General features: G+C 70.6%; 15 protein-coding genes. 11 read left to right on the top strand and 4 right to left on the bottom strand.

Annotated features, from left to right (window positions below):
* Positions 1 to 188 precede the first annotated feature (188 nt).
* The 3 genes from OG735_RS13440 to OG735_RS13450 all read right to left on the bottom strand — a co-directional run bounded on the left by OG735_RS13440 (position 189) and on the right by OG735_RS13450 (position 4,721).
* Positions 189 to 1,484 (bottom strand): DUF2254 domain-containing protein, encoded by a 1,296-nt coding sequence (locus OG735_RS13440; protein ID WP_327328300.1) that lies wholly within the window; start codon positions 1,482 to 1,484, stop codon positions 189 to 191.
* A 316-nt stretch (positions 1,485 to 1,800) separates the two neighbouring features.
* A complete protein-coding gene (locus OG735_RS13445) occupies positions 1,801 to 3,570 on the bottom strand; it encodes a cation:proton antiporter (protein ID WP_327323406.1) in 1,770 nt (589 codons plus the stop codon).
* Between the two features lie 389 nt (positions 3,571 to 3,959).
* Positions 3,960 to 4,721 carry a hypothetical protein gene (locus OG735_RS13450; protein ID WP_327323407.1) on the bottom strand — a complete coding sequence of 254 codons (762 nt, stop codon included), beginning with the start codon at positions 4,719 to 4,721 and terminating at the stop codon, positions 3,960 to 3,962.
* Positions 4,722 to 5,217: 496 nt separating this feature from the next.
* Between OG735_RS13450 and OG735_RS13455 the strand changes: the two genes are divergently transcribed.
* Positions 5,218 to 7,359, top strand: a complete 2,142-nt coding sequence (locus OG735_RS13455) for a SpoIIE family protein phosphatase (protein ID WP_327323408.1) — start codon at positions 5,218 to 5,220, stop codon at positions 7,357 to 7,359.
* A 373-nt stretch (positions 7,360 to 7,732) separates the two neighbouring features.
* Positions 7,733 to 8,473, top strand: a complete 741-nt coding sequence (locus OG735_RS13460; protein WP_327323409.1) for a hypothetical protein — start codon at positions 7,733 to 7,735, stop codon at positions 8,471 to 8,473.
* Positions 8,474 to 8,874: 401 nt separating this feature from the next.
* Here the strand turns inward: OG735_RS13460 and OG735_RS13465 are convergent, their stop codons facing one another.
* Complete coding sequence (locus tag OG735_RS13465; protein WP_327323410.1) at positions 8,875 to 9,831, bottom strand: LysR family transcriptional regulator; 957 nt, start codon at positions 9,829 to 9,831, stop codon at positions 8,875 to 8,877.
* Positions 9,832 to 9,946: 115 nt separating this feature from the next.
* Here OG735_RS13465 and OG735_RS13470 point away from each other — a divergent pair, with 115 nt between their 5' ends.
* The 9 genes from OG735_RS13470 to OG735_RS13510 all read left to right on the top strand — a co-directional run bounded on the left by OG735_RS13470 (position 9,947) and on the right by OG735_RS13510 (position 20,948).
* Positions 9,947 to 10,819: an FAD binding domain-containing protein gene (locus OG735_RS13470; protein WP_327323411.1), complete on the top strand. Its 873-nt coding sequence runs from the start codon at positions 9,947 to 9,949 to the stop codon at positions 10,817 to 10,819.
* A 1-nt stretch (position 10,820) separates the two neighbouring features.
* Entirely contained in the window at positions 10,821 to 11,342 is a 522-nt protein-coding gene (locus OG735_RS13475; protein ID WP_327323412.1) for a (2Fe-2S)-binding protein, read from the top strand.
* Complete coding sequence (locus OG735_RS13480; protein ID WP_327323413.1) at positions 11,339 to 13,711, top strand: aerobic carbon-monoxide dehydrogenase large subunit; 2,373 nt, start codon at positions 11,339 to 11,341, stop codon at positions 13,709 to 13,711. The genes OG735_RS13475 and OG735_RS13480 overlap by 4 nt, the downstream gene beginning before the upstream one ends.
* Positions 13,712 to 13,721: 10 nt before the next feature.
* Entirely contained in the window at positions 13,722 to 14,648 is a 927-nt protein-coding gene (locus OG735_RS13485) for an XdhC family protein (protein WP_327323415.1), read from the top strand.
* A complete protein-coding gene (locus OG735_RS13490; protein ID WP_327323416.1) occupies positions 14,641 to 15,549 on the top strand; it encodes an AAA family ATPase in 909 nt (302 codons plus the stop codon). The genes OG735_RS13485 and OG735_RS13490 overlap by 8 nt, the downstream gene beginning before the upstream one ends.
* Positions 15,542 to 16,690: a vWA domain-containing protein gene (locus OG735_RS13495; RefSeq protein WP_327323417.1), complete on the top strand. Its 1,149-nt coding sequence runs from the start codon at positions 15,542 to 15,544 to the stop codon at positions 16,688 to 16,690. The genes OG735_RS13490 and OG735_RS13495 overlap by 8 nt, the downstream gene beginning before the upstream one ends.
* A 642-nt stretch (positions 16,691 to 17,332) precedes the next feature.
* Positions 17,333 to 17,734 (top strand): effector-associated constant component EACC1, encoded by a 402-nt coding sequence (locus tag OG735_RS13500; RefSeq protein WP_327323418.1) that lies wholly within the window; start codon positions 17,333 to 17,335, stop codon positions 17,732 to 17,734.
* 3 nt (positions 17,735 to 17,737) lie between these two features.
* Positions 17,738 to 19,651, top strand: a complete 1,914-nt coding sequence (locus OG735_RS13505; protein WP_327323419.1) for a caspase, EACC1-associated type — start codon at positions 17,738 to 17,740, stop codon at positions 19,649 to 19,651.
* Between the two features lie 22 nt (positions 19,652 to 19,673).
* Positions 19,674 to 20,948, top strand: a complete 1,275-nt coding sequence (locus tag OG735_RS13510) for a serine/threonine-protein kinase (RefSeq protein WP_327323420.1) — start codon at positions 19,674 to 19,676, stop codon at positions 20,946 to 20,948.
* Positions 20,949 to 21,301 lie beyond the last annotated feature (353 nt).

Consider the following 21,301-nt stretch of genomic DNA (forward strand, 5'->3'; position numbering starts at 1 on the left):
TACGCCTCGCACGTCTGCAGGGGCGTAGTCGAGCAGGCATCCACATAGACGAACCTTCAGACCGGAGCTCCTGACGGAGGGGCCGGGGGGCGGGGTGGGGTCCCTAGGATTCCGTGATCATCCTGCTGCGCCACCCGGCGAGCCGACATGCAGGCGCGTGTGCAATGTCGGCCCGCCGCCGCGCACGTTCATCCCGGAGGTGTGGCTTCCGGGTGTCGCCGGCCGCCGATACCCTGCGGGTCGGCCGTGCGTGCCATGGCGTGGCGGCGGGGATCGGTGAACTGGCGTTCCACAGCCTCGTCGAGGAACTCAAGTTCCATGCGGACCGCCGGCAGATGCTGGGCCGACAGAGTCTCGAGCAGGCCGTCCAGCAGCGCGCGCAGCCGTCTGCAGATCTGGAGGGACGTCGCCCCGTACTCACGGATCTCGGTGACACCGACCTGGAGGTACTCCTCCCACGTGCGACCCGGCACCACGAGGCGTGGCCGGCCGTGGTCGTCGGCGAGCACGTAGCGACTGCGGAGTCCGATGTCACTGACCGTGTACAGGAAAGACTCGATGTGGTTGAGCACCTGCACGGCGGTCGTGGGGTCGTTCACTGCGGGCGAGAGCGCACGGATGGCGATGTCGACGAGGATGCGCAGGGCGAAGGCAGGGTCCTGTTCGATGGTGCGCTCCGCGCCCAGGGCGAAGTGTCCGGTGACCCGGTGCGGATCAAGCGCGGACGTGCCGCCGTGGACCTCGACGAGGGTCGCGCCGGGCGCCACGAAGTCGCCGACCGGGTGGACCATCACGAAGACGCAGTCGTGGCGGGTTGCGGCGGCCATCAGCCCCGCCGCGTCGATTGCCTGGAGCACTCCGCCACGCTCGGATCGCATGTGCGCCACCGGGCCGGCCGGCAGCAAGGGTTCCCCGCCGCGTGCAGCGGAGCCCCGGGCCTTCGCGGCTCCGTGGACCAGGACCTTCACGCCCATGCCTCCCACCAGGTCTGCGATGGCCACCGGCCGGAGGTTGTGGGTGAAACGGTTGAGGTAGATCAGCAGGAACAGCAGGCTGACGGCGACGGCCACGCCGGCCAAGGTCACCCCCAGGTGGGGTACGGAGTCCGACTCAATACTCCGCAGCAGGGTGTAGGCGAACGCGAAGGTCCCGGTGAAGGTGGCGAGCACGGCTTTCTGCAGGCGGTCGCGGTACCACAGGCGCATGTAGCGCGGGGACAGCGTGCCCGTGGCCTGCTGGACGACGAGGACACCGATGGTCACGACGAATCCCAGCAGCGCGACCATCGCGCCGACGACGGAGCTGAGCACTGTGCTGGCCGTCGTCGCGGAGTACTGCCAGTGGTACGGCAGCCAGTCCGCTCCGTCCAGAGCAGCGGCACACTCGGCCAGTACCGGCCCGAGTAGGAGTCCGAACAGCGGGACGATCCACAGGCTCGCCTTGACGTACTGCCGCAGCCGGAAGGCGGCGGCCCACGAGATCATCGTGCGCACGCGAGGATCGAGCTCTCTGCGGGCATCGGCTCACGGCTCGACACCACAGGCACCTCCGGTTTCGGCCGTTCGTCTCATCGGTCCCGCGGGCCCACGGTAAGCCCGCCGGCCGGCGGCTCGGCAGGACCGCGGGCCGACGGGCCTGCGAGTCCACACGGGAGGCCCTTCCGAGATTCCTCTGACAGCGTCCACTTCGCCCACCAGCACGGAATCCAGCCGGACATCAGGGGCTGGACCGCCCCGCACACACTGCTCGACTGGCTCACCGATCACTGGGACCAGCCCGGTTGGGCGGCACGCAATCCGTTCAGGCGAGGGACGACGTCGGGCCCAGAAGTACGACGGAGTCGCCCGGCTGTGGGGTGGGGGACTGTGTCTCGGTGACCGGATCCAGCCGGCCGTCAACGCGGATGACGAACAGCGTTTCGTAGTCCGGCGGGATCGGCTGGGATGCGGGCTGCACCAGGAAGCGAGCCCCCCGCTCGTAGCGCGCTGCCAGGACGTGCCGGACCAGTGAAGCGCCGAAGAGGATCTCGCCGCCCGTGTAGGGGGCGACGACGCCATGGCTTTCGCTCGGGGGGCCGACCCGGTAGACGGGCCCTTCGACGTTGTCCTGCGCCACAACCGAGGCGAGCGCGTTGAAATCGTCGTCGTCAGTGAGCAGGAACACGGCCGTGACGCCCTCCAGCCGCGCCCGGGGGTTGGTGGCCGTGGCCAGCATGTCGCCCGTTGCCAGTTCGATCCCGGCATCCCGGATCCGGTCCCGTTGCTCGTCGAGTCCGGCCCACATGAGCACGTCGAGCCCGCCGGACCGCAACGCTCTTCCCAGGTCGATCACCCATGGATGACCGCCCACCAGCAGCGGCCGGGTGCCCGACGGTTTGACCACGCCCAGACGTCGGGCCATCGGCGCGGCGGTCAGTGCGTACAGCAGGACCGTTCCCACGATCACCATGAACGTGACCGGAAGGATCCTGGTGGCGCCGGGAATCCCCTTCTCGACAAGGGCAGCGGCGAAGGCCGACGCAGTCGACGCGGCGACGATGCCGCGGGGGGCCATCCATCCGGTGAAGGCTCGCTCCCCGAAGGTCAGGCCCGTCTTCCGGGTGGCGGCGAAGGCCACCAGCGGCCTCACCACCAGGACGAGGATCGCGATGAGGACGAGCGCGGGCACGAGCACCGGCACGACCGACGCCGGGGTGACGGTGGACGAGATGGAGACGAACAACACCCCGATGATGAGCTGGACCAGCGTTCCGAAGAAGGGGCGGCGGGCGGGCATGTCGAAGCCGCGGATGTTGGTGACGGCCAGTCCGGTGACGATCGCGGCGATGAGCCCCGTGTCGTCCCGGACGATGTCGCATCCGGCCGACACGGCGATCACCGTGGTCAGTTGTGCCAGTGTGCCGAGCGTTTCGCCGAGCCGGAGGGTGCGCAGCGTCAGCCAGAGCAATGCGGTGCCCACCGCCCCGCCCACAAGACCGACGCTCATGCTGATGAGGAACTGGCCGAATTGGTATCCCCTGCCGATGTCGATGCGGTGCGTCGTGGCGATGGCATGGAAGACGAGTGCTCCGAGAATGCCACCGATCGGGTCGGTCAGTGTCCCTTCCCAGATCAGGATGCGCCGCACCCTTTCCGTGGGCCGCACATAGTCCAGCAGCGGACCCACGACGGTCGGACCGGACACCACGAGGATCGTGCCCAGCATCGACGCCACCCTGAGCGGCATGCTGAACAGCGCCGGGCCGACCGTCGAGACGACCAGAAAGGTCAGGACCACGCCGAACACCAGCAGCCTGCCCACGATGGCACGGGTACGGCCGGTGAGGTTGCGCAGGTCGAGTCCGAGGCCGGCGTCGTACAGAATCACCGCCACGGACAGCGACACCAGCGCGGAGAAGTCCGGCCCCACCAGCCTCGCTGGGTGAATGACGTCGGTCAGCGCGCCCACGGTGAAGCCGACCGGCAGCAGGAGAATCAGGGCGGGGACTCTCAGCTTGTTGGCCAGGATCTGCGATCCGGTGGCGAGCACCAGCGTCAAAGCGATGCCGAGGAGGATCTCGTCGTCCGTCACAACCGCTTCCCTCCTCGATCGCCCGGCGCCGGTTGGGAGTCAACCGGCTCTGCCGGAGCACCGCGCGCTTCCTGCGTAGGACACCGGGATCGGCCACCCGGTCGGCCCACGGCTCCGCCGATGCCCCGGCCGCGGCGGAGGCGTTCGTGGGGCCGTGAATGATCGTCGGCATGATGGACGCGTCGGCGACACGCAGACCCTGCACCCCTCGGCCCACGATCTCCGCCGGACCGCACCGACTCGGTGTGTGATCGGTCCCCGGCCGCTCACCTTCCCCCCATGGCGCGCAGCACATCCAACCGGTGCCTGGCGCCGTGAAGGCTCGCGCTCGGTGATCATGCAGGTCCCACGGATACGAGAGACCCCCGGTGGTTCGCGGGGGTTGGTTCTCAGGCGAGGACGTTGACGGCTCGGGCGATCACAAGTCCGAGGATGAGCAGGGAGATGAGGGACTGGACGGCCATGGCGATCTTGGCCCACGGGGCCAGTGGCATGACGTCGGTGGGGCTGAAGGCGGTGGAGTTGGTGAGTCCGAGGTAGAGGTAGTCGACGTAGCGGGGGCGCCAGTGCATGGCGTTCAGGTCGGGGCTGAGCTGCTGAGGAAAGGCGAGTTCGGGGGTGGTGGGCATGCGGTGGGCTCGGGCGGCCGCTCCGCCGCTGTCGAGTTCGAAGTACAGCAGGGAAAAAGCGAGGACAGTGGAGGCCCAGACACTGCCGCCGGCCTGCAGCAGGCCGGCGGCGGAGTTGGTCTCGGTCCCGCCTTGGATGAGGTCGTCGATCAGCCGGACGGTCGACCAGATGGCGCTGAGTGCCAGCACGCCGACCAGGGCGACAGATACTGCGCGCAGGGCGGCCGAGCGGCGGCTGATCCGGCCCGGGTCGCCCGCGATCAGTGTCACCAGGAGCAGTCCTTCGACAGACGGGAGCAGCCAACGGGGCCCCAGGCGCAGGTCGTCGGGCATCAGCAGGAGCAGCACCATGCCGACGACGACGGCTCCGGCCATCGGCCAGCGGGCCTCACCGAACGCCGTCTGCTGCGGCTCCGGCTCGTGCGGATCGCTCGGACCGCCGGCATCGGTGGGGTGATGTCCGGTCATGTTCGGCTGCTGCGCGGGGTCGAGGCGCGAGTGCTTGCCTGCGGCTGCGGCCACAACCCACAGAGTGCCGTCGCTACGGAGGCGGCGTGCCGGTCCGCCGGGACGACACTCCCCGTGCCGGGTTCCGTGGCGGGATCGACGAACGGCGCGACCGCCCACCTGGTAGCGCCGTCGGACCAGCGGGTCAAGGCCTCGCGCGGCATTCCATCACCCCAGCCTCTTCAGGGGGCCGGGCGGCGGCGCCGCCCGCTTTGTCGCCGAACGTACCTCGAAGCCACGCGAGGACACCTCCTGCCGGATGCGCGTGTCCGTATCCGACCGACGCAGGTGGCGTACGCGGTGCGTCCCTGGATTGGGAGGCCCCCGGCGGCGGCGACCTGAGGCTGGGGCTGCTCCGAACGCGCGGCGCGGCGCGGGAAGGCCCGGAGCAGCGTTGCACATGGCGCGCATCAGGCATTCCGTCATCGCCCCCGGCTTTTCGAACCACCGTGCCGTGCCCGGTTCGGCGATTGATACTGGGAGGGTCCCCTGCGGGCGTGAGGTCCCGGCGATGAGCAATGACATTCCTCCGATCGAGGAGTTGACCGGCGGCGCTGGTGCGGCCACAGATGCCGGCGGCTGGCTGGGTGTGCTGCCGGTGGCGCTGGTGGCCACCGGCGCCGACGGCCGCATCGTGCGGTGGGATCCGGTGGCGCAGGAGCTGCTGGGCTACCGGGCGCCGGAGGTTGTGGGGCGGCATGTGGTGGAGCTGCTGCATCCGGGCGCGGACCGGAGCCTGGGCCGGTCGCTGTGGCAGGCGGCTGCCGCGGGCCACGGTGTGATGGGCGTGGTCACGGCCTGGCACAGGGACGGGCATCCGCTGGAGCTGGAGATCTGGGCATGTCCGGTCCCGGGCGGTGATCGCAGCCCAGGGGTGCTGGTCTTTGCCGCCGACGCCTCCGCCGCCCGCCGGGTGCGGGGGTCTTCGGCCGTGTGGGACGGACTGTTCGCCCGCTCTCCGGTCGGGATCGCGGTGTTCGACACGCAGCTGCGGTTCTTGCAGGTCAACCCTGCCTTGCAGGCGATGAACGGCCTCCCGGAGGCTGCGCATGTGGGGCGGCGCCTGGCGCAGGTGCTGCCGGAAGTGAATGCGGGGGAGATGGAGGAGGTGATGCGCCGGGTTCTGGCCGACGGTGAGCCGGTGCTGGACTTTCGCCGCATCGGAAGGACCCCGGCCGACCTCGACCGCGACCGGGTGTGGTCGTGCTCGTTCGTCCGACTGGAGGATGCCCACGGCCTGCCGATCGGGGTCACCGCATCGATCATCGACATCACCGCTCAGCAGCAGGCTCAGGCGGAGGCGGCAGCAAGCCGCCGCGGGCTCGCTCTGCTGAATGAAGCCGGCATCCGGATCGGGACAACACTGGAGCTGGAACGGACCGCGCAGGAGCTGGCCGAGGTGGCGGTGCCCCACCTTGCCGACGTGGTCATCGTCGATGTTCTGGAAACAGTCGCCGCCGGCGCCACACCTGGCCCCGGGCTGGTCGGCGGCGCAACGCTGCGCCGCGTGGGCAAAGCACCACTCAGCGGCTCCCCGGTCGCCGATGTCCTGGCACCGCTGGGCCAGACCCTGTCATTCCCGGCTGCCGCCCCCTACACCCAAGCCCTCGTCCAGCGGCAGCCCTTCCTGATCGCCCACTTGGACAATCGGGCGGTAGCGGGTGCGGCTCGCCACACCGCCAAGCCCGAGCGGCTGCTGCACATGGGCGTGCACTCGTTCATGATCGCGCCCATGGTCGCCCGTGGCGTGGTGCTGGGCATGGCGTCCTTCTGCCGGGTCGGCACAGCGAGACCCTTCGATTCCAACGACGTCACACTCGCCGGAGACCTGGCCGCCCGTGCGGCGGTGTGCGTCGACAACGCGCGCATGTACAGCCGGGAGCATGACACCGCTGTGATCCTTCAGCGCAGCATGCTGCCGCAGCATGTGACGCCGCCGCCGGGGATCGAGATCGCCCACCGTTACCTGCCGGCCAGCGACGTCAACGAGGTCGGCGGGGACTGGTACGACGTGATCGCGCTCCCCGACGGGAAGACCGCGCTGCTGATCGGGGACGTGATGGGCCACGGCACCACCGCTGCGGCTGTCATGGGGCGGTTGTCCAGCTCCGTGCGGGCGCTCGCCCGTCTCGACCTTCCCGCCGTCGAGCTCCTGCACCACTTGGAGGCCGCACTCGCCGACCTCTCCGACCCGCTGCTGGCCACCTTCCTCTACGCCGTCTGCGACCCGCGCACCGGCCACTGCCAGATCACCCGGGCCGGTCACCCGCCGCCTGCCGTCGTCGCCCCCGACGGCACCGCGCGCCTGCTGCAACTGCCTGCGGGAGTACCTCTGGGCGTCGGTGGCATCGACTTCACCACCACCGAGGTGGACCTGGCTCCGGGCAGCCTTCTCGTCCTGTACACCGACGGCCTCATAGAAGCCCGGGGCCGCGACATCGACGAACGCCTTGCCGAACTCACCCACCTGCTCACCGGCACCACACCGCTGGCCGACTTGTGCGACACCCTGCTCAGCCACCTCGCCCCCGCCTCCGCCGACGACGACATCGCCCTGCTCATCGCACGCATCGGCAGCCCCGACGCCGGGCAACACGGGAATGCCGGCGCAGCGACCAGTTCTGTGAGGGACATGCGGGAGCCGAACGCCTGATGTACGGGACGAAGATCACAGAGTCCCCCTGTGCCGCGGCGGAGCCTCGGGCCGTTACCGCGGACCAGAACGTCCACGCCTTACAACAGGGACCGGTTAGGGGGTAAGCAAGGCGCTGGGACCGGGCTCCGAGACACCGCTCTTGGGGAGGGTGAACGGCCCTCGGGCGCAGTCAGGGTGCGGCCGACCTACTGCCCGGCACCATACGGGAGTTGAGAAGTCCCGCGGAGTGCCTTCGCCGGCGGGCCTGGGAGGCCACGTGGCGAAGAGCGCGGTGCCGAGGAGATGGACCAGGTCGTCCCACAGTGTCCAGCCGGTCAGTTGCTGGCATTCTGGGTGCAGGGCCGGAGCTGTCCGAAACGAGGTGGCGCAGATGCTCGATTTGTCGTCCAAGTTGTCGGGGATCCCGGCGGGACGGGGACGGGCCCCCTGGCCGAACCACGAGTACGCCAAGGGTTGGGGCGTGTTCGGGCTGCCTTTCGACTCCGGCCACGTGCTCGCGCTGCGCGTGTTTCCGGAGAGCTCCTTCGGTCCCTATCGCACGGTGTGGCATCGTGACCAGAGCGGCAGGTGGTCGATCTACGTCGACGGGGAGCGACTCGACACGGCATGCCCGAGGTATTACGGCGCGGCCTGCGATCACACGGGCCACGCCCGGATCGGTCTCACGTGGACGGCCCCGGCCTCCCTGAGGGTGACGATGGATTCACCCTCTCTGAACTGGACTCTCACTGCCTCCGTGACCCGACTCCTCGGGTTGCTGAACCACGTCAGCGTGGCGCTGCCGCTGGCGACATGGCGTCCCCGAGCTCTGGTGGGGGCGCGCGAGCGATTGGCACGGGCGCTGGGGATGGGCCGCCTGGAGATGACCGGCGTGATGCCGAGCGGCCACCCCGGAACGCTGATGCCGCAGCAGATGTACTTCATCGACGCCTCACGAGCCACGCTGGATGGCGCAGACCTCGGACGCCCCGTTCAACTGCAGGAGAATCCGCGGATCGGTGGCGTGCCCCTGCCGGCCCGCGGTGTCCTCGCCATCGGCCAGGCCGCCTGGCAGATCCTGGACCAGGCCGAATACGAGCGCACCCGCGGCGAGACAGCCCAGCGGCCCTGAACGGCGCGAAGCGGCGGTCGGGAATCAGGCGGTGTCACGCGTTCACGCGCGAGCGAAGGCCGCTCGGACTGGGAAGCCACACGGGATGCCGGGATCACGCGGCTGCGTGCAGCCGCTACGTCAGTGCACAAATCCTGCCGCCGCAAGCATGTGGCCAGCCGCCTGGAGTCCTTTGTCGGTGCTACCCGATCCGGTGCAGACGTCCCCTGGACGTCCCCAGGGGGCGTGTGCTCCTTCGGAAGAACACCGCGGCTTTTCGCAGCACCTCAATCGTCCGGGCCTGCTCGGCGTTCTGCCTGCGCAGCCGCTGGAGCTCCTCGCGTTCCGCCGTGGTCAGCTCGCCGGACCGGCCCTCGAAAGCACAAGCCGGGCCCGCCGCTACGGGGGAAGCCTGCTCTCTCTCACCGGCCCCAGAGCGTGACGTACACCGGCGGCCGGAACTGGGAGGGCGGGACGCCCGCGCCGGGCGCGCGCATGATGCGGGTCGCTGCGGGGGTGTGCAGGAAGTGCAGGAACGCGTCGGTGGCCAGGGAACGGTGTTCGGGCTGCAGGACGGTGGCGTGCCACGTGGCGTCCGACGGAGTGGCTGGGGTCTCCAGCATGCGCAGCTCGTCACGCCGGATGCGGGGCGACACCAGATGGGCCAACGCTGGTGCCACCCCCGCGCCCTCGGCGGCGGCCGCCCAGGTCGCGGCCTGGTTGGGGAAGACCCACACGTGCCCCTCGGCCACACCGAGCCGACGCAGCAGCCGCCCGGAGTCCGCGTCTGGATCGGTTCCGGAGGAATCGACCAGCCACGACCACTGCGGCGGCGGACCGGGCGGCCTCGGCGACCTGGCGCCGGTCACCACGACCAGCTGGGTGCGGAACAGCGGCTCGCTGACCAGTTCGCCCCTGCGGACGGCGCCAAGATACGGCCCGAGGGCGACGTCGGCCAGCCGGTTCTCCACCAGCACACGTATCTCGTTGCCGGCGGCCACCCCGAACGAGGTCTCGGTCCTGCGCCCCGAGCGGCCGTCGAAGGCCTCCACGAGCGACGGGAGCACAAACTCGGCCAGCGTGCTCGTGGCGACGACCCGCAACTCGTCGGGCGCACCCCGCGCCGCCCGCACTGCCGCCTCGGTATCCGCGCTCAGCGCGACCATCCGCGACGCAATCGGCAGCAGCCGCGCCCCCGCGGGCGTCAGACGCATCCCACCGCCGCCGGTGCGCCGGATGAGCGGATCGCCGAAGTGGGTGCGCAGCGCGGTGAGCGCCTGCGACACCGCGGACTCGCTCACGTCCAGAGTCCGCGCGGCGGCTCCCACCGAACCGAGCCGGGCAACCAGCACGAAGGTGCTGAGCTGTGTGACGGTCACTATCCGATTTTCCCGCGTTTAGAGGGATAAGTGAATGCTTATCGACCCATTGCATGGCCGGTGAGGAAGAGCGCAGCATCAATGCACAACGGGGACGGCATTCCAGGAGGGCCCGATGCAGGTTCCAGCTGCCTTCCAGTACGAGACGGCCACCAGCCTCGAGCAGGCGATCGAGCTGCTCACACGGTACGGCCCCGAGGCCCGGGTGGTGGCGGGCGGACACAGCCTGCTGCCGATGATGAAGCTGCGGCTGGCCCAGCCCGAAGCCCTGATCGATATCAACGGCCTCGGCGAGCTGGCGTTGATCCGGGTGGACGGGCACGAACTGTCCGTCGGAGCGATGGTCCGCCACGCGGAGCTGCTCGCCTCGCCGGTCGTCGGCGAGCACTTCCCCATCCTGCGGGACGCGGAACGGGTCATCGCCGATCCGCTCGTACGCAACCGCGGCACCGTGGGCGGCTCGCTGTGCCAGGCCGATCCGTCGGAGGACCTGTCCGCGGCGTTCTCGGCACTGCGGGCGACCCTTGTCGCCCAAGGCCCCGGCGGCAGGCGCACCATCGGGATCAGGGAGTTCTTCCTCGGGCCGTACGAGACCGCGCTGGACGAAGCGGAGCTTCTGGTAGAAATCCGAGTGCCCATCCGCTCGCACGCCAGCGCCTACCGCAAGGTCGAGCGCCGGGTCGGCGACTGGGCGGTCGTCGCCGCAGGAGCGGTGCTGGAGATGTCCGACGGGGTCATCACCGAGGCCGGGATCGGGCTGACCGCAGTGGGTGCCCCACGGTTCGTGGCCGAGCGGGCCGAGGACTTCCTGCGCGGCAGACGGCCGGACGACGAGGGCTTCGTCGAGGCGGGCAGGATCGCCTCGCAGGAGTGCAAGCCGACAGCCGATCAGCGCGGCCCGGTCGACTACAAGCGGCATCTGGCCGGGGAGCTCACCGCGAGGGCGCTGCGCGCCGCGGCCGCCCGCGCCCAGGGGCAGGAGGCGTGACATGCGGATCACCGTGAACGTGAACGGCGAGCAGCACACGAGGGACGTGGAGCCCAGGCTGCTGCTGGTGCACTTCCTGCGCGACGAACTCGGGCTCACCGGCACCCACTGGGGCTGCGACACCTCCAACTGCGGGGTGTGCGCCGTCTGGTTGGACGGTGCACCGGTGAAGTCCTGCACCGTGCTCGCGGTGATGGCCGACGGCCATGAGGTGCGGACCGTCGAGGGCTTGGCGCACGGGGCCGAACTCGACCCGGTGCAGAAGGGATTCGTCGCCTGCCACGGGCTGCAGTGCGGCTTCTGCACGCCGGGGATGATGATGACCGCCCGCTGGCTGCTCGACCACAACGCGGATCCGTCCGAGGACGACATCCGCAAGGCCATCTCCGGACAAGTGTGCCGTTGCACCGGTTACGAGAACATCGTGCGCTCCATCCGCTGGGCCGCCGAGCACGAAGGCGGGGCGCGGACCGCCGATGCGGGCACCGAGAAGACGCCCGGCCGCGAGGAGGTGCGGACATGACGACCACCGAGGAACGGCCGGTCGGCTTCGGACGCATGCCCCGCAAGGAGGACGCGAGGTTCGTCCGCGGCCACGGGACCTACGTCGACGACGTCAAGCTCCCCGGGATGCTGCACGGCGCCGTCCTGCGCAGCCCGCTGGCGCACGGCCGGATCGTGTCCGTCGACACCAGCGCCGCCGAGGCGCACCCGAAGGTCAAGGCCGTGATCACCGGGGAGACCCTGGCCGGTCTCGGGCTGGCCTGGATGCCCACGCTCTCGCACGACACTCAGGCGGTGCTGGCCACCGACAAGGTGCGCTTCCAGGGCCAGGAGGTCGCCTTCGTCGTCGCCGAGGACCGTTACGCCGCCCGGGACGCCCTTGAACTGATCGACGTGGAATACGAACCGCTGCCGCCGGTCGTGGACGCCCGCCGGGCGCTCGACCCGGACGCGCCGGTGATCCGCGACGACAAGGAACAGCAGACCGACAACCACATCTTCGACTGGTCGGCGGGCGACAAGGAGCGCACCGACGAGGTCTTCTCAGCCGCCGACGTCGTGGTGGAGCAGGACATGCTGTACCCGCGGGTGCACCCGGCGCCACTGGAGACCTGCGGCACCGTGGCGGACATGGACGCCATCACCGGGAAGCTGACGGTGTGGTCCACCACCCAGGCCCCGCACGCACACCGCACGCTCTACGCAATGGTGTCCGGCATCCCGGAGCACAAAATCCGGATCATCTCCCCGGACATCGGGGGCGGCTTCGGAAACAAGGTCGGCATCTACCCCGGTTACGTGTGCGCGGTCGTCGGTTCGATCGTCACCGGCGCGCCGGTCAAGTGGGTGGAGGACCGCTCGGAGAACCTGATGAGTACCTCCTTCGCCCGCGACTACCACATGCACGGGGAAATCGCGGCGACGAAGGACGGGAAGATCCAGGCCCTGCGGGTCCATGTGATCGCCGACCACGGCGCCTTCAACTCAACCGCGCAACCGTCCAACTTCCCCGCCGGCTTCTTCGGCGTCTTCACCGGCTCGTACGACCTGGCCGCCGCGCACTGCACCGTGACGGGCGTCTACACGAACAAGGCGCCCGGCGGTGTCGCCTACGCCTGCTCGTTCCGCGTCACCGAGGCCGTGTACCTGGTCGAGCGGATGGTCGACCTGCTCGCGGCCGAGCTCGGCGCGGACCCGGCCGAGCTGCGGATGCGCAACCTGCTGCGACCGGGGCAGTTCCCCTACCGGACGCAGACCGGGTGGGAGTACGACTCCGGCGACTACCCGCGGGCCCTGCGGCTGGCGATGGACATGGCGCACTACGAGGACCTGCGCAGCGAGCAGGCCGACAAGCGCGAGCGCGGCGAGCTGATGGGAGTCGGGGTCAGCTTCTTCACCGAGGCCGTCGGCGCCGGCCCGCGCAAGCACATGGACATCCTCGGTCTTGGCATGGCCGACGGTGCCGAACTGCGCGTTCACCCGACCGGCAAGGCGGTGCTGCGGATCTCCGTGCAGACCCAGGGCCAGGGCCACGAGACGACCTTCGCGCAGATCGTCGCCGAGGAGCTGGGCATCCCGCCCGAGGACGTCGAGGTGGTGCACGGCGACACCGACCAGACCCCGTTCGGGCTCGGTACCTACGGCTCCCGCTCGACACCCGTGTCCGGAGCGGCGGCGGCGATGGTCTCCCGCAAGGTGCGCGAGCGCGCGAGGCTCGTGGCCTCGGCGATGCTCGAAGTGAACCCGGACGACCTGGAATGGGAGAAGGGCCGCTGGTTCGTCACAGGAGACCCCGACCAGGGAAGGACCATCACCGAGATCGCCCTCGCGGCGCACTCCAACCTGGAGCTGCCCGAGGGTGTCGAGGGCCAGTTGGACGCGACCTGCGTCTACAACCCGCCGAACCTCACCTTCCCCTTCGGCGCATACATATGCGTCACCGACGTGGACGCGGACACCGGCCAGGTGAAGGTCCGCCGGTTCATCGCCGTGGACGACTGCGGCAACCGGATCAACCCCATGATCGTCGAGGGCCAGGTGCACGGCGGACTCGCCGACGGCCTCGGCATGGCGCTGATGCAGGTGATCGCCTTCGACGAGGACGGCAACTGCCTCGGCGGATCGTTCATGGACTATCTCCTGCCCACCTCGGTCGAGTGCCCGTCCTGGGAGCTCGGCGAGACCGTCACCCCCTCCCCGCACCACCCCATCGGAGCCAAGGGCGTCGGCGAGTCAGCCACGGTGGGCTCGCCCGCCGCGGTGGTCAACGCCGTGGTCGACGCGCTGAAGCCGCTCGGCGTACGCCATGTCGACATGCCGCTGACGCCCGCCGCGGTGTGGCGGGCCGCCCAGGGCCGGCCGCTGCGCACCGACCTGGCGATCACCTGAGGCCACCGCGATGACGAACACCGAACTGCTGGCCCGCGCGGACGTGCTCCGGCACGGCCGGACCCCGTTCGTCCTGGCCACCGTCGTCCACGCGGAACGGCCCACGAGCGCCAAGCCCGGGGACAGCGCGCTGGTGCTGCCCGACGGCACCGTCGAGGGCTTCGTGGGCGGCACATGCGCCGAGACGACGGTGCAACTGCAGGGCCTGCGGGTGCTGGAGACCGGCGAGTCGCTGATGCTGAGGATCACGCCCGCCGCGGACACCGGGGCCGAAGGCGCGCAGGAGCCGGGCGAAGGCCTGGTCACGGTGGCCAACCCCTGCCTGTCGGGTGGGACGCTCGACATCTTCCTGGAGGCCAACCTCCCCCAGTCGCTGGCGTACGTCTACGGACACGCCCCCATCGCCCGCGCTCTGCTCGACGTCGGTCGTGCGCTCGGCCTCGACGCCCGACCAGCCTCGCCCGGGGAGCCGCTGCCGCCCGATCTGTACGTCATCATCATCGCCACGCACGGCCGCGACGAGGAGACCGTGCTGACCGAGGCCGCACGCGCCGGGATCCCGTACATCGGGCTGGTGGCCAGTCCGAAGCGCGGCGCGGAGGTGCTCGCCGGGCTGGGTCTCACCGAGGAACAACGCGTGCACGTCCACACCCCGGCCGGCCTGGACATCGGCGCGCGGACCCCGGGAGAGATCGCGCTGTCGGTGTACGCCGAGATCATCGCGTTGCGGCCGCAGGCGGCCCGAGCCGTGCGCCCCGGAGCCGACTCCGCCGCGCCGCAGGCCGTGGTCCAGGACGTGGATCCCGTGTGCGGCATGGCCGTGGCGATCACGCCCGCCACCCTCTCACTGGACCGGGCCGGCAGCAGGGTGTACTTCTGCGGGCCGGGGTGCCAGCACGCCTTCGCCGACGACCCCTCCCGTTACGCTCATGCCTGACCTCGACCCGCTCGTACCCGACGTCCCCGCCCTGCGCTCGCGTCTGGACGCCGTCGGCTACCTGGCCGACGACGCCCTGGCCACGGCGCTGCTGCTGGCCGTGCGCATGCGGCAGCCGATCCTGCTGGAGGGCGAGCCCGGTGTCGGCAAGACCGAGGCGGCCCGCGCGCTCGCCGCCGTGCTCGACACCCCGCTGATCCGGCTGCAGTGCTACGAGGGGCTGTCCTCGGCCGAGGCCCTCTATGAGTGGAACTATCCACGGCAACTGCTGGCCATCCGGCTGGCCGAGTCCCGCGGGGAGCCCCTGCGGGACGCCGACCTGTTCGCCGAGGACTACCTGCTGCCACGGCCGCTGCTCGCCGCGATCTGCCACCCGGGACCGCGGCCGGCGGTGCTGCTCATCGACGAGGTGGACCGCGCCGACGACGAATTCGAGGCGTTTCTGCTGGAGCTGCTCGCCGATGCCGCGGTCACCATCCCCGAACTGGGTACCCGGACGGCTGCGGTGCCGCCGGTGGCCGTACTGACCTCCAACCGCACCCGGGATCTGCACGACGCGCTCAAACGCCGCTGCCTCTACCACTGGATCGACTACCCGGACACCGCACGAGTCGCCGCGATCATCCGCAGACGGGTGCCGGAGTCGGCCGAGTGGCTGGCCGCGCGCGTGGCGCGCGGGGTGGCGCGCCTGCGTGCCCGGCAGGAGCTCACCAAGCCGCCCGGCATCGCCGAGGCGATCGACTGGGCGGGCGCGCTGCACGCGCTGGGGCTCTCCGTTCTCGACGCCGACGCCGCCGACCGCACTCTGGGGGCGGTACTCAAGTACGCCGAGGACCTGGAGGCCGTGCGCCGGGCCGGACTGGCGGAGCTGGTCGACGCGGAGGCAGGCTCCGATGCCTGACCTGCCGGAACTGGCAGCCTCGTTCACCGCCGCCCTGCACGACGCAGGGATCGCGGTGGGCCCCGACCGTACCCGGAGCTTCGCTCGGGCGCTCACCCTGCTGGCACCGTCGACGACGCGCGAGCTGCGGCACTGCGCGCTCGCCACCCTGGTGTCCGACCGCGAGCAGATCGAGCCGTTCGACGCGGTCTTCCGCGAGGTCTTCGGCGGCCCGGCCGACCGCGGAGCACAGCGCGGGCAGCCCGGCGACCCGGCCCGATCGCTCCCGGACACCGTTCCCGGCCGCGTCCCCGGCACCCGGAAGGCCACCGTGGACGGACGCGGCCGGGAGGCCGACGCACAGCCGCGGGAGGCTCCCGTACCCCTCGCCGCCAGTCCGCTCGACCGTCTCGCCAACCGCGACTTCGCGGACCTGTCCGCCGAGGAACTGGCGCGGCTCTCCGAGGTGATGCGCACCCTTGTGCTTCGCACCCCGACCCGGCGGTCCCGCCGGCGCCGCACCGCGCACCACGGTGCGCGCATCGACGTGCGCCGCACCCTCTCCGTCAGCCGGCGCACCGGCGGATACCCGCTGCGGCTACGCCGCTTCGTGCCCCGCGCCCGCCCCCGCGACCTCATCGTGCTCTGCGACATCTCCGGATCGATGGAGCCCTATGCCCGCGCGATGCTGCAACTGCTCTACTGTGCCGTCCGCGCCGCCCGGGCCGAGGTCTTCACCTTCGCCACCCGGCTCACACGCCTCACGCCCGCCCTCCGGCGGGCCGGGCCGGACGACGCCCTGGCACGGGCCGGACGGGCGGCCCCGGACTGGTCCGGGGGCACCCGGATAGCCGAGTGCCTGGCGGAGTTCAACGAGCGGTTCGGCCGACGCGGCATGGCGCACGGCGCCGTGGTCGCCATCATCTCCGACGGCTGGGACACCGGGGCGCCCGCCGACCTCGCCACCCACATGGCGCGGCTGTCCCGGGTCGCCTACCGCGTCGTATGGGTCAACCCGCGCACGGCAAGCCCGCGCTACCGTCCGCTCGTGGCCGGCATGGCTGCAGCGCTGCCCTACTGCGACGCCGTCGTCAGCGCCCACAACCTCGCGGCCCTGGACGACTTCACCGCCGCACTGTCCGCCCCGCGCCACCGCCGATGACCCTGCCCGTCCTCGACGTTGCCGAAGGGCAGGAGGCCGCTCTGCACCGCCGGCAGCGGCTGCTCCACATCCCGGACCGTACCGTTCACCACGCCGCCCGCGGTTACCGAGGCGACGGCAGGACCGACGCGAAAGATGCATACGTTGCGGCGGAGGACTGCGGCGATGTTGGTGACGATGGCCGGCTTCAGGTCGCCGATGGCCAATTGCGGCAAGTCGCCGTCGCGCGCGGCGCGTTGCCGGTCCGCAGCTGGGGACGCGTCTTCGGCGAACGTGGCAAGCGCGTCGCGGTGACGACCATCCCGGGGATCAACCTCATCCTGACCGCGTCCCGGTTGGACGACTCGAAAGCGATCGCTCCAGCCCGCGAAAGGGACCAGACCCCCGCAGCGAATTCCCCTGCCGTCGCGATACGCCCTCATCATGCCTGCGCAGGGCAGGTAGCCCCGCCCCCCGCCGAGTCTGGGCACACCAGCAGGGAACCAACCCGTCAGCCGGCTGCCTCAGGAGCTGGTCTTGGCAACTCCCCTATCCAACCCCCCTGCTGTGCTTGGCCGTGGCACAGTGGTGTGAGGCACAGCACACGGGGGGCTCGGTCCGCGGGCCCGTAGGAAATGGCGTGCGGCGGAGAGGTGGTCTGCCATGGAATCACGGCTGGCTGTCGATGGTCCCGAGGGACCGGACACCCTGGTGGAATTCCGGGATTGGCTCAGCGAGGAACCGCAGCTCCGCGGGCGCGTCCGCGTTCCCGCGTCGGTGCCACGTCCCGGCGATCTCGGCTCCTGGAGCGACACGCTGGTCGTCGCGGTCGGGGCAGGCGGCGCCCTGACTCCACTGGCCAGGGCGCTCGCGGTCTACCTGAGGCAGCCGCGGCGCAGCACCGTCCGGGTCAAGGTGGTCGAACGTGACGGAACCCGTACGGAGTTAACAGTCCAGCACGCCAAGGATGTCGGCGAGGTCGAGCACCTCCTCCGCGCGGCACTGCACCCCGACTCCGATGCCATTTCCCCTGCTCCGGGCGGGCCGGCCGATTCGGAGTCCTGACTCATGCTGCGTCCACCCGACGCAGCCCGATCGCGCGCGGTACTGGTAGGCGTCGCCGAGTACCCCGAAGATCCCCGGCTGCCGGACATCTCCGCCGCTCGGAACAACGTCCGCGATCTGCGACGGCTCCTCACCGAAGGCCGTCCGGGTTCCTTCTCCGTGGAGCACACCGAGGAGGTGATCGACCCGGCCACGCCACGGGACCTCGGGCTGCCTCTGCTGCAGGCGGCCCGCCAGGCCGAGGACGTGTTCCTCGTCTACTACACCGGCCATGGTCTGATCGGCCGTGAGAAGCGCGAATTGCATCTCGCACTGGGCCGCTCCGACTCCGAGGCTCCCTCGTTCACCGCCTTCCCTTTCCAGGGCATTCGGGAGGCGTTCCTGGCCAGCCCGGCACGCAATCGCGTATTGATCCTGGACTGCTGCTTCTCCGGCCGCGCCATCACCGGAGGGCTCTCCGGGGTGTACGAGCCACTCATCGACCAGATGGAGATTGCCGGTACCTACACGCTGACCTCTGCCTCCGCAAATGAGGTTGCCCGCTTCGAGGAGGGCGAGCGGCACACGGCCTTCACCGGCGAGCTGCTGCTGGCCCTACGGGACGGAATAGCCACACCGCCCACGGCCGAGGTAACCCTCGGCGCCCTCTACCGGCACCTCAAGCGGGTTCTGCCGGCGAGGGGCCTGCCCGAACCGCAGCACTGCGGGACCGATACCGCCGAGTTCCTCGTTCTCGCCCGGCCTCCACGCGCTACCGGTCGCCCTACGGCATCCCGTCCCGACCCGGGGACCTCCACGGGCCCACGCGAGGACCTGCTGGCGCGCAGGGACCTCGGCCACCGCAGAGGTGAGGCGGGCCAGACCGGAGAGGCAGTCCGCCTGCTGAGCGAGGTGGTGCCCGACCTGACGAGGTTTCTGGGGCCGGACGACCGGGAGACCCTCGTCGGACGGATCAACCTCGCTTACTGGACGGGAAATGGAGGAGACGCGGACGAGGCGCTGCGACTTTCCCACGCTGCCGTCAGCGATATGACACGCGTCCTGGGACCGAGCCACCGTGCGACCCTCGTCGGCCGCGCCCAACTCGCCCACTGGATCGGGGAAACAGGCAATGTCGGGGAGGCGCTGCGGCTGTCCACCGCCGTTGTCTCCGACCTCACACAGATCCTCGGCCCCGACGACCGTCAGACCCTCATCGGCCGCGCCCGGCTGGCACGCTGGACCGGTGAAGCCGGCGACCCGGCAGCGGCGGCCGGCCTGACCGGGGCGCTTGTACCCGATCTCTCGCGGGTGCTCGGGCCCGACGACCGGGAGACCTTCGTCGGACGGATCAACCAGGCTCAGTGGACAGGCCGGGCAGGCGGCAGCAGGAAGGCGACGAAGCTGCTCACCGGACTTGTACCGGACCTCTCGTGGGCACTCGGCCCTGATGACCGCCACACCCTGGTGGGGCGGTCGCGACTGGCCCAGTGGTCGGGTGCGGCAGGTCGGCGCCGGCAGGCGCTGCGGCTGTTCACTGCCGTTGTGCCCGATCTGGGGCGGGCCGCGGGCCCGGACGACCGGGAGACGCTGCTCGCCCGGGGTCAGCTCGCCCACTGGACGGGGGAGACGGGAGACGCGGCAGAGGCCGTACGGATGTTCGCCTTGCTCGTGAACGACCTGGCCTGGGTGTTGGGCCGCGACGACCGCGCGACCCTGGTCAGCCGGGCGCGGGTGGCGCACTGGACAGGGGCCGCGGGGGACGTCGGTGAGGCCGTGCGTCTTTTCAACACAGTGCTGCCCGACCTCAGGCGTGCCTTGGGCCCGGACGACCCGGAGACCCTCGGCAACCGTGTTCTCCTCGCCCGGTGGCGGCGGAAGGCGGACCGGCGGCTCAAGGCGCAGCTCTTCTACGGGGCACAAGGGGGGCCGCGGTGACAACGGCTGCGGGAGCGGCGAGGTGACCGGCGGCAGTCCCCTGCCCCTGAAGCCCGGTGACTCGGAGCAGATCGGCCCGTACCAGCTCATCGGACAACTGGGCGCCGGTGGCATGGGCAAGGTGTACCTCGGCAGGTCGCCGAGCGGCCATCTGGCAGCGGTCAAAGTGATCCACGATTTCCTCGCTGACGACAACGAGTTCCGCGCTCGGTTTCAGCGCGAGGTGCGCGTGGCGTCGTTGGTCAACGGACCGTTCACCGCTCAGGTGCTGGATGCCGACGCGCAAGGGGGACGCCTCTGGATGGCCACCCAGTACGTGTCGGGACCCTCACTGAACGACGCCGTCACCGCCTTCGGGCCGCTGCCGCCCCGGTCGGTGCTGGCGCTGTGGCTGGGCCTCCTCAGCGCGCTGCAGACATTCCACTCCGCCGGGGTGATCCACCGGGATCTCAAACCGTCCAACGTCCTGCTCGCCATCAACGGGCCACGGGTCATCGACTTCGGGATCTCGACGCACGGCGGGGAGAGCCGGCTCACTCGTACCGGTGTGGCGGTCGGTACCCCGGGCTTCATGTCACCCGAGCAGGTCGCCGGTAGCCCGGTGGGCCCGTGGAGCGACATCTTCGCGCTGGGCAGCGTGCTGGCATTTGCGGCCTCGGGCACCAGTCCGTTCGGGACCGGTGCGCCGATGGCTCTGCTCTACCGCATCATCCACGAGGAACCGGAACTCATCGGCCTCCCGGACAGAGTCACCGCGCTGGTGCGCCGCTGCCTGGCCAAAGCGCCGGAGGACCGGCCGACCGTTGGCGAGCTTCTGGCCGGCCTCGCTCCGGAAGAGGAGGACGAGGCTTCCCGTCTCCTGGCGCACGGCAACTGGCTGCCGCCGTCCGTCAAGCGCGAGACGCTCGAACGCGCCCAGATGGTTCTCGCCTGGGACGACCGGCGCCGTTCCGCAGGCCGAAATGCGCCGGACGACGACCAGGACACGTTCATCCTGCGGCCGCCGAGTTGGAGGTACGCGTCCGCACCGTCCGTGAGCGCCGATGCGGACGGCACCGCCGGCCAGGGGCAACCCGCTCAGGCTGCCGAACCACAGACCGAAATCCGACCCATCCCGCTGCCCGGCGGCGGCACACCCCCACCGCCTGATATCCCGCCGCATCTTGCGGCCGCGTGGGGGCCGGATCCCGACCCCGCCGACGACGACTCGGCGCTCCGGACCAGCACCGCGCCGCTACCCGCCGACACACCGCCGCTGCCCAGAGCCCTGCGCCGACGGTGGACCCGATGGCTCTGAGGCGGGCCGTCCAGGTCAGATGGGGTGAGCTACGTCGGCCCCACCCCCGCCGAGCTGATCGACCGCCATCCGATCGCCAACCGCGCGGTCAATCGAGCTTTGCAGATCTGTGCAGATGCGGCGCGGTGCCGCCCAGCTCCCGCATGCGCCCCGGACCGCTCCGGTGGCTTTATTCACCCGCGGCCGCCGACCGCGCCTCACTCACGGGCGGCGGACTGCCGACCTAGTGAGCGGAGCTGCCTCAGTCGTCGAGGTCACCGCTCAGCTCTGGGGCGTCCTGGCGGATCAGTTGAGTGGTTTAGGCGGTTGCGTGAACGAGCGTCCTGCCATGCTCGGAGGCAACGTGATGCCGG

Source organism: Streptomyces sp. NBC_01210 (genome assembly GCF_036010325.1).
Classification (GTDB): Bacteria; Actinomycetota; Actinomycetes; order Streptomycetales; family Streptomycetaceae; genus Streptomyces.

Excerpts from the sequence above, each read along its gene's own strand:
- OG735_RS13490 (WP_327323416.1), top strand. The coding sequence starts at position 14,641 with ATGCCTGACCTCGACCCGCTCGTACCCGACGTCCCCGCCCTGCGCTCG.
- OG735_RS13495 (WP_327323417.1), top strand. The coding sequence starts at position 15,542 with ATGCCTGACCTGCCGGAACTGGCAGCCTCGTTCACCGCCGCCCTGCAC.
- OG735_RS13460 (WP_327323409.1), top strand. The coding sequence starts at position 7,733 with ATGCTCGATTTGTCGTCCAAGTTGTCGGGGATCCCGGCGGGACGGGGA.
- OG735_RS13470 (WP_327323411.1), top strand. The coding sequence starts at position 9,947 with ATGCAGGTTCCAGCTGCCTTCCAGTACGAGACGGCCACCAGCCTCGAG.
- OG735_RS13455 (WP_327323408.1), top strand. The coding sequence starts at position 5,218 with ATGAGCAATGACATTCCTCCGATCGAGGAGTTGACCGGCGGCGCTGGT.
- OG735_RS13485 (WP_327323415.1), top strand. The coding sequence starts at position 13,722 with ATGACGAACACCGAACTGCTGGCCCGCGCGGACGTGCTCCGGCACGGC.
- OG735_RS13500 (WP_327323418.1), top strand. The coding sequence starts at position 17,333 with ATGGAATCACGGCTGGCTGTCGATGGTCCCGAGGGACCGGACACCCTG.
- OG735_RS13475 (WP_327323412.1), top strand. The coding sequence starts at position 10,821 with ATGCGGATCACCGTGAACGTGAACGGCGAGCAGCACACGAGGGACGTG.
- OG735_RS13505 (WP_327323419.1), top strand. The coding sequence starts at position 17,738 with ATGCTGCGTCCACCCGACGCAGCCCGATCGCGCGCGGTACTGGTAGGC.
- OG735_RS13480 (WP_327323413.1), top strand. The coding sequence starts at position 11,339 with ATGACGACCACCGAGGAACGGCCGGTCGGCTTCGGACGCATGCCCCGC.
- OG735_RS13440 (WP_327328300.1), bottom strand. The coding sequence starts at position 1,484 with ATGATCTCGTGGGCCGCCGCCTTCCGGCTGCGGCAGTACGTCAAGGCG.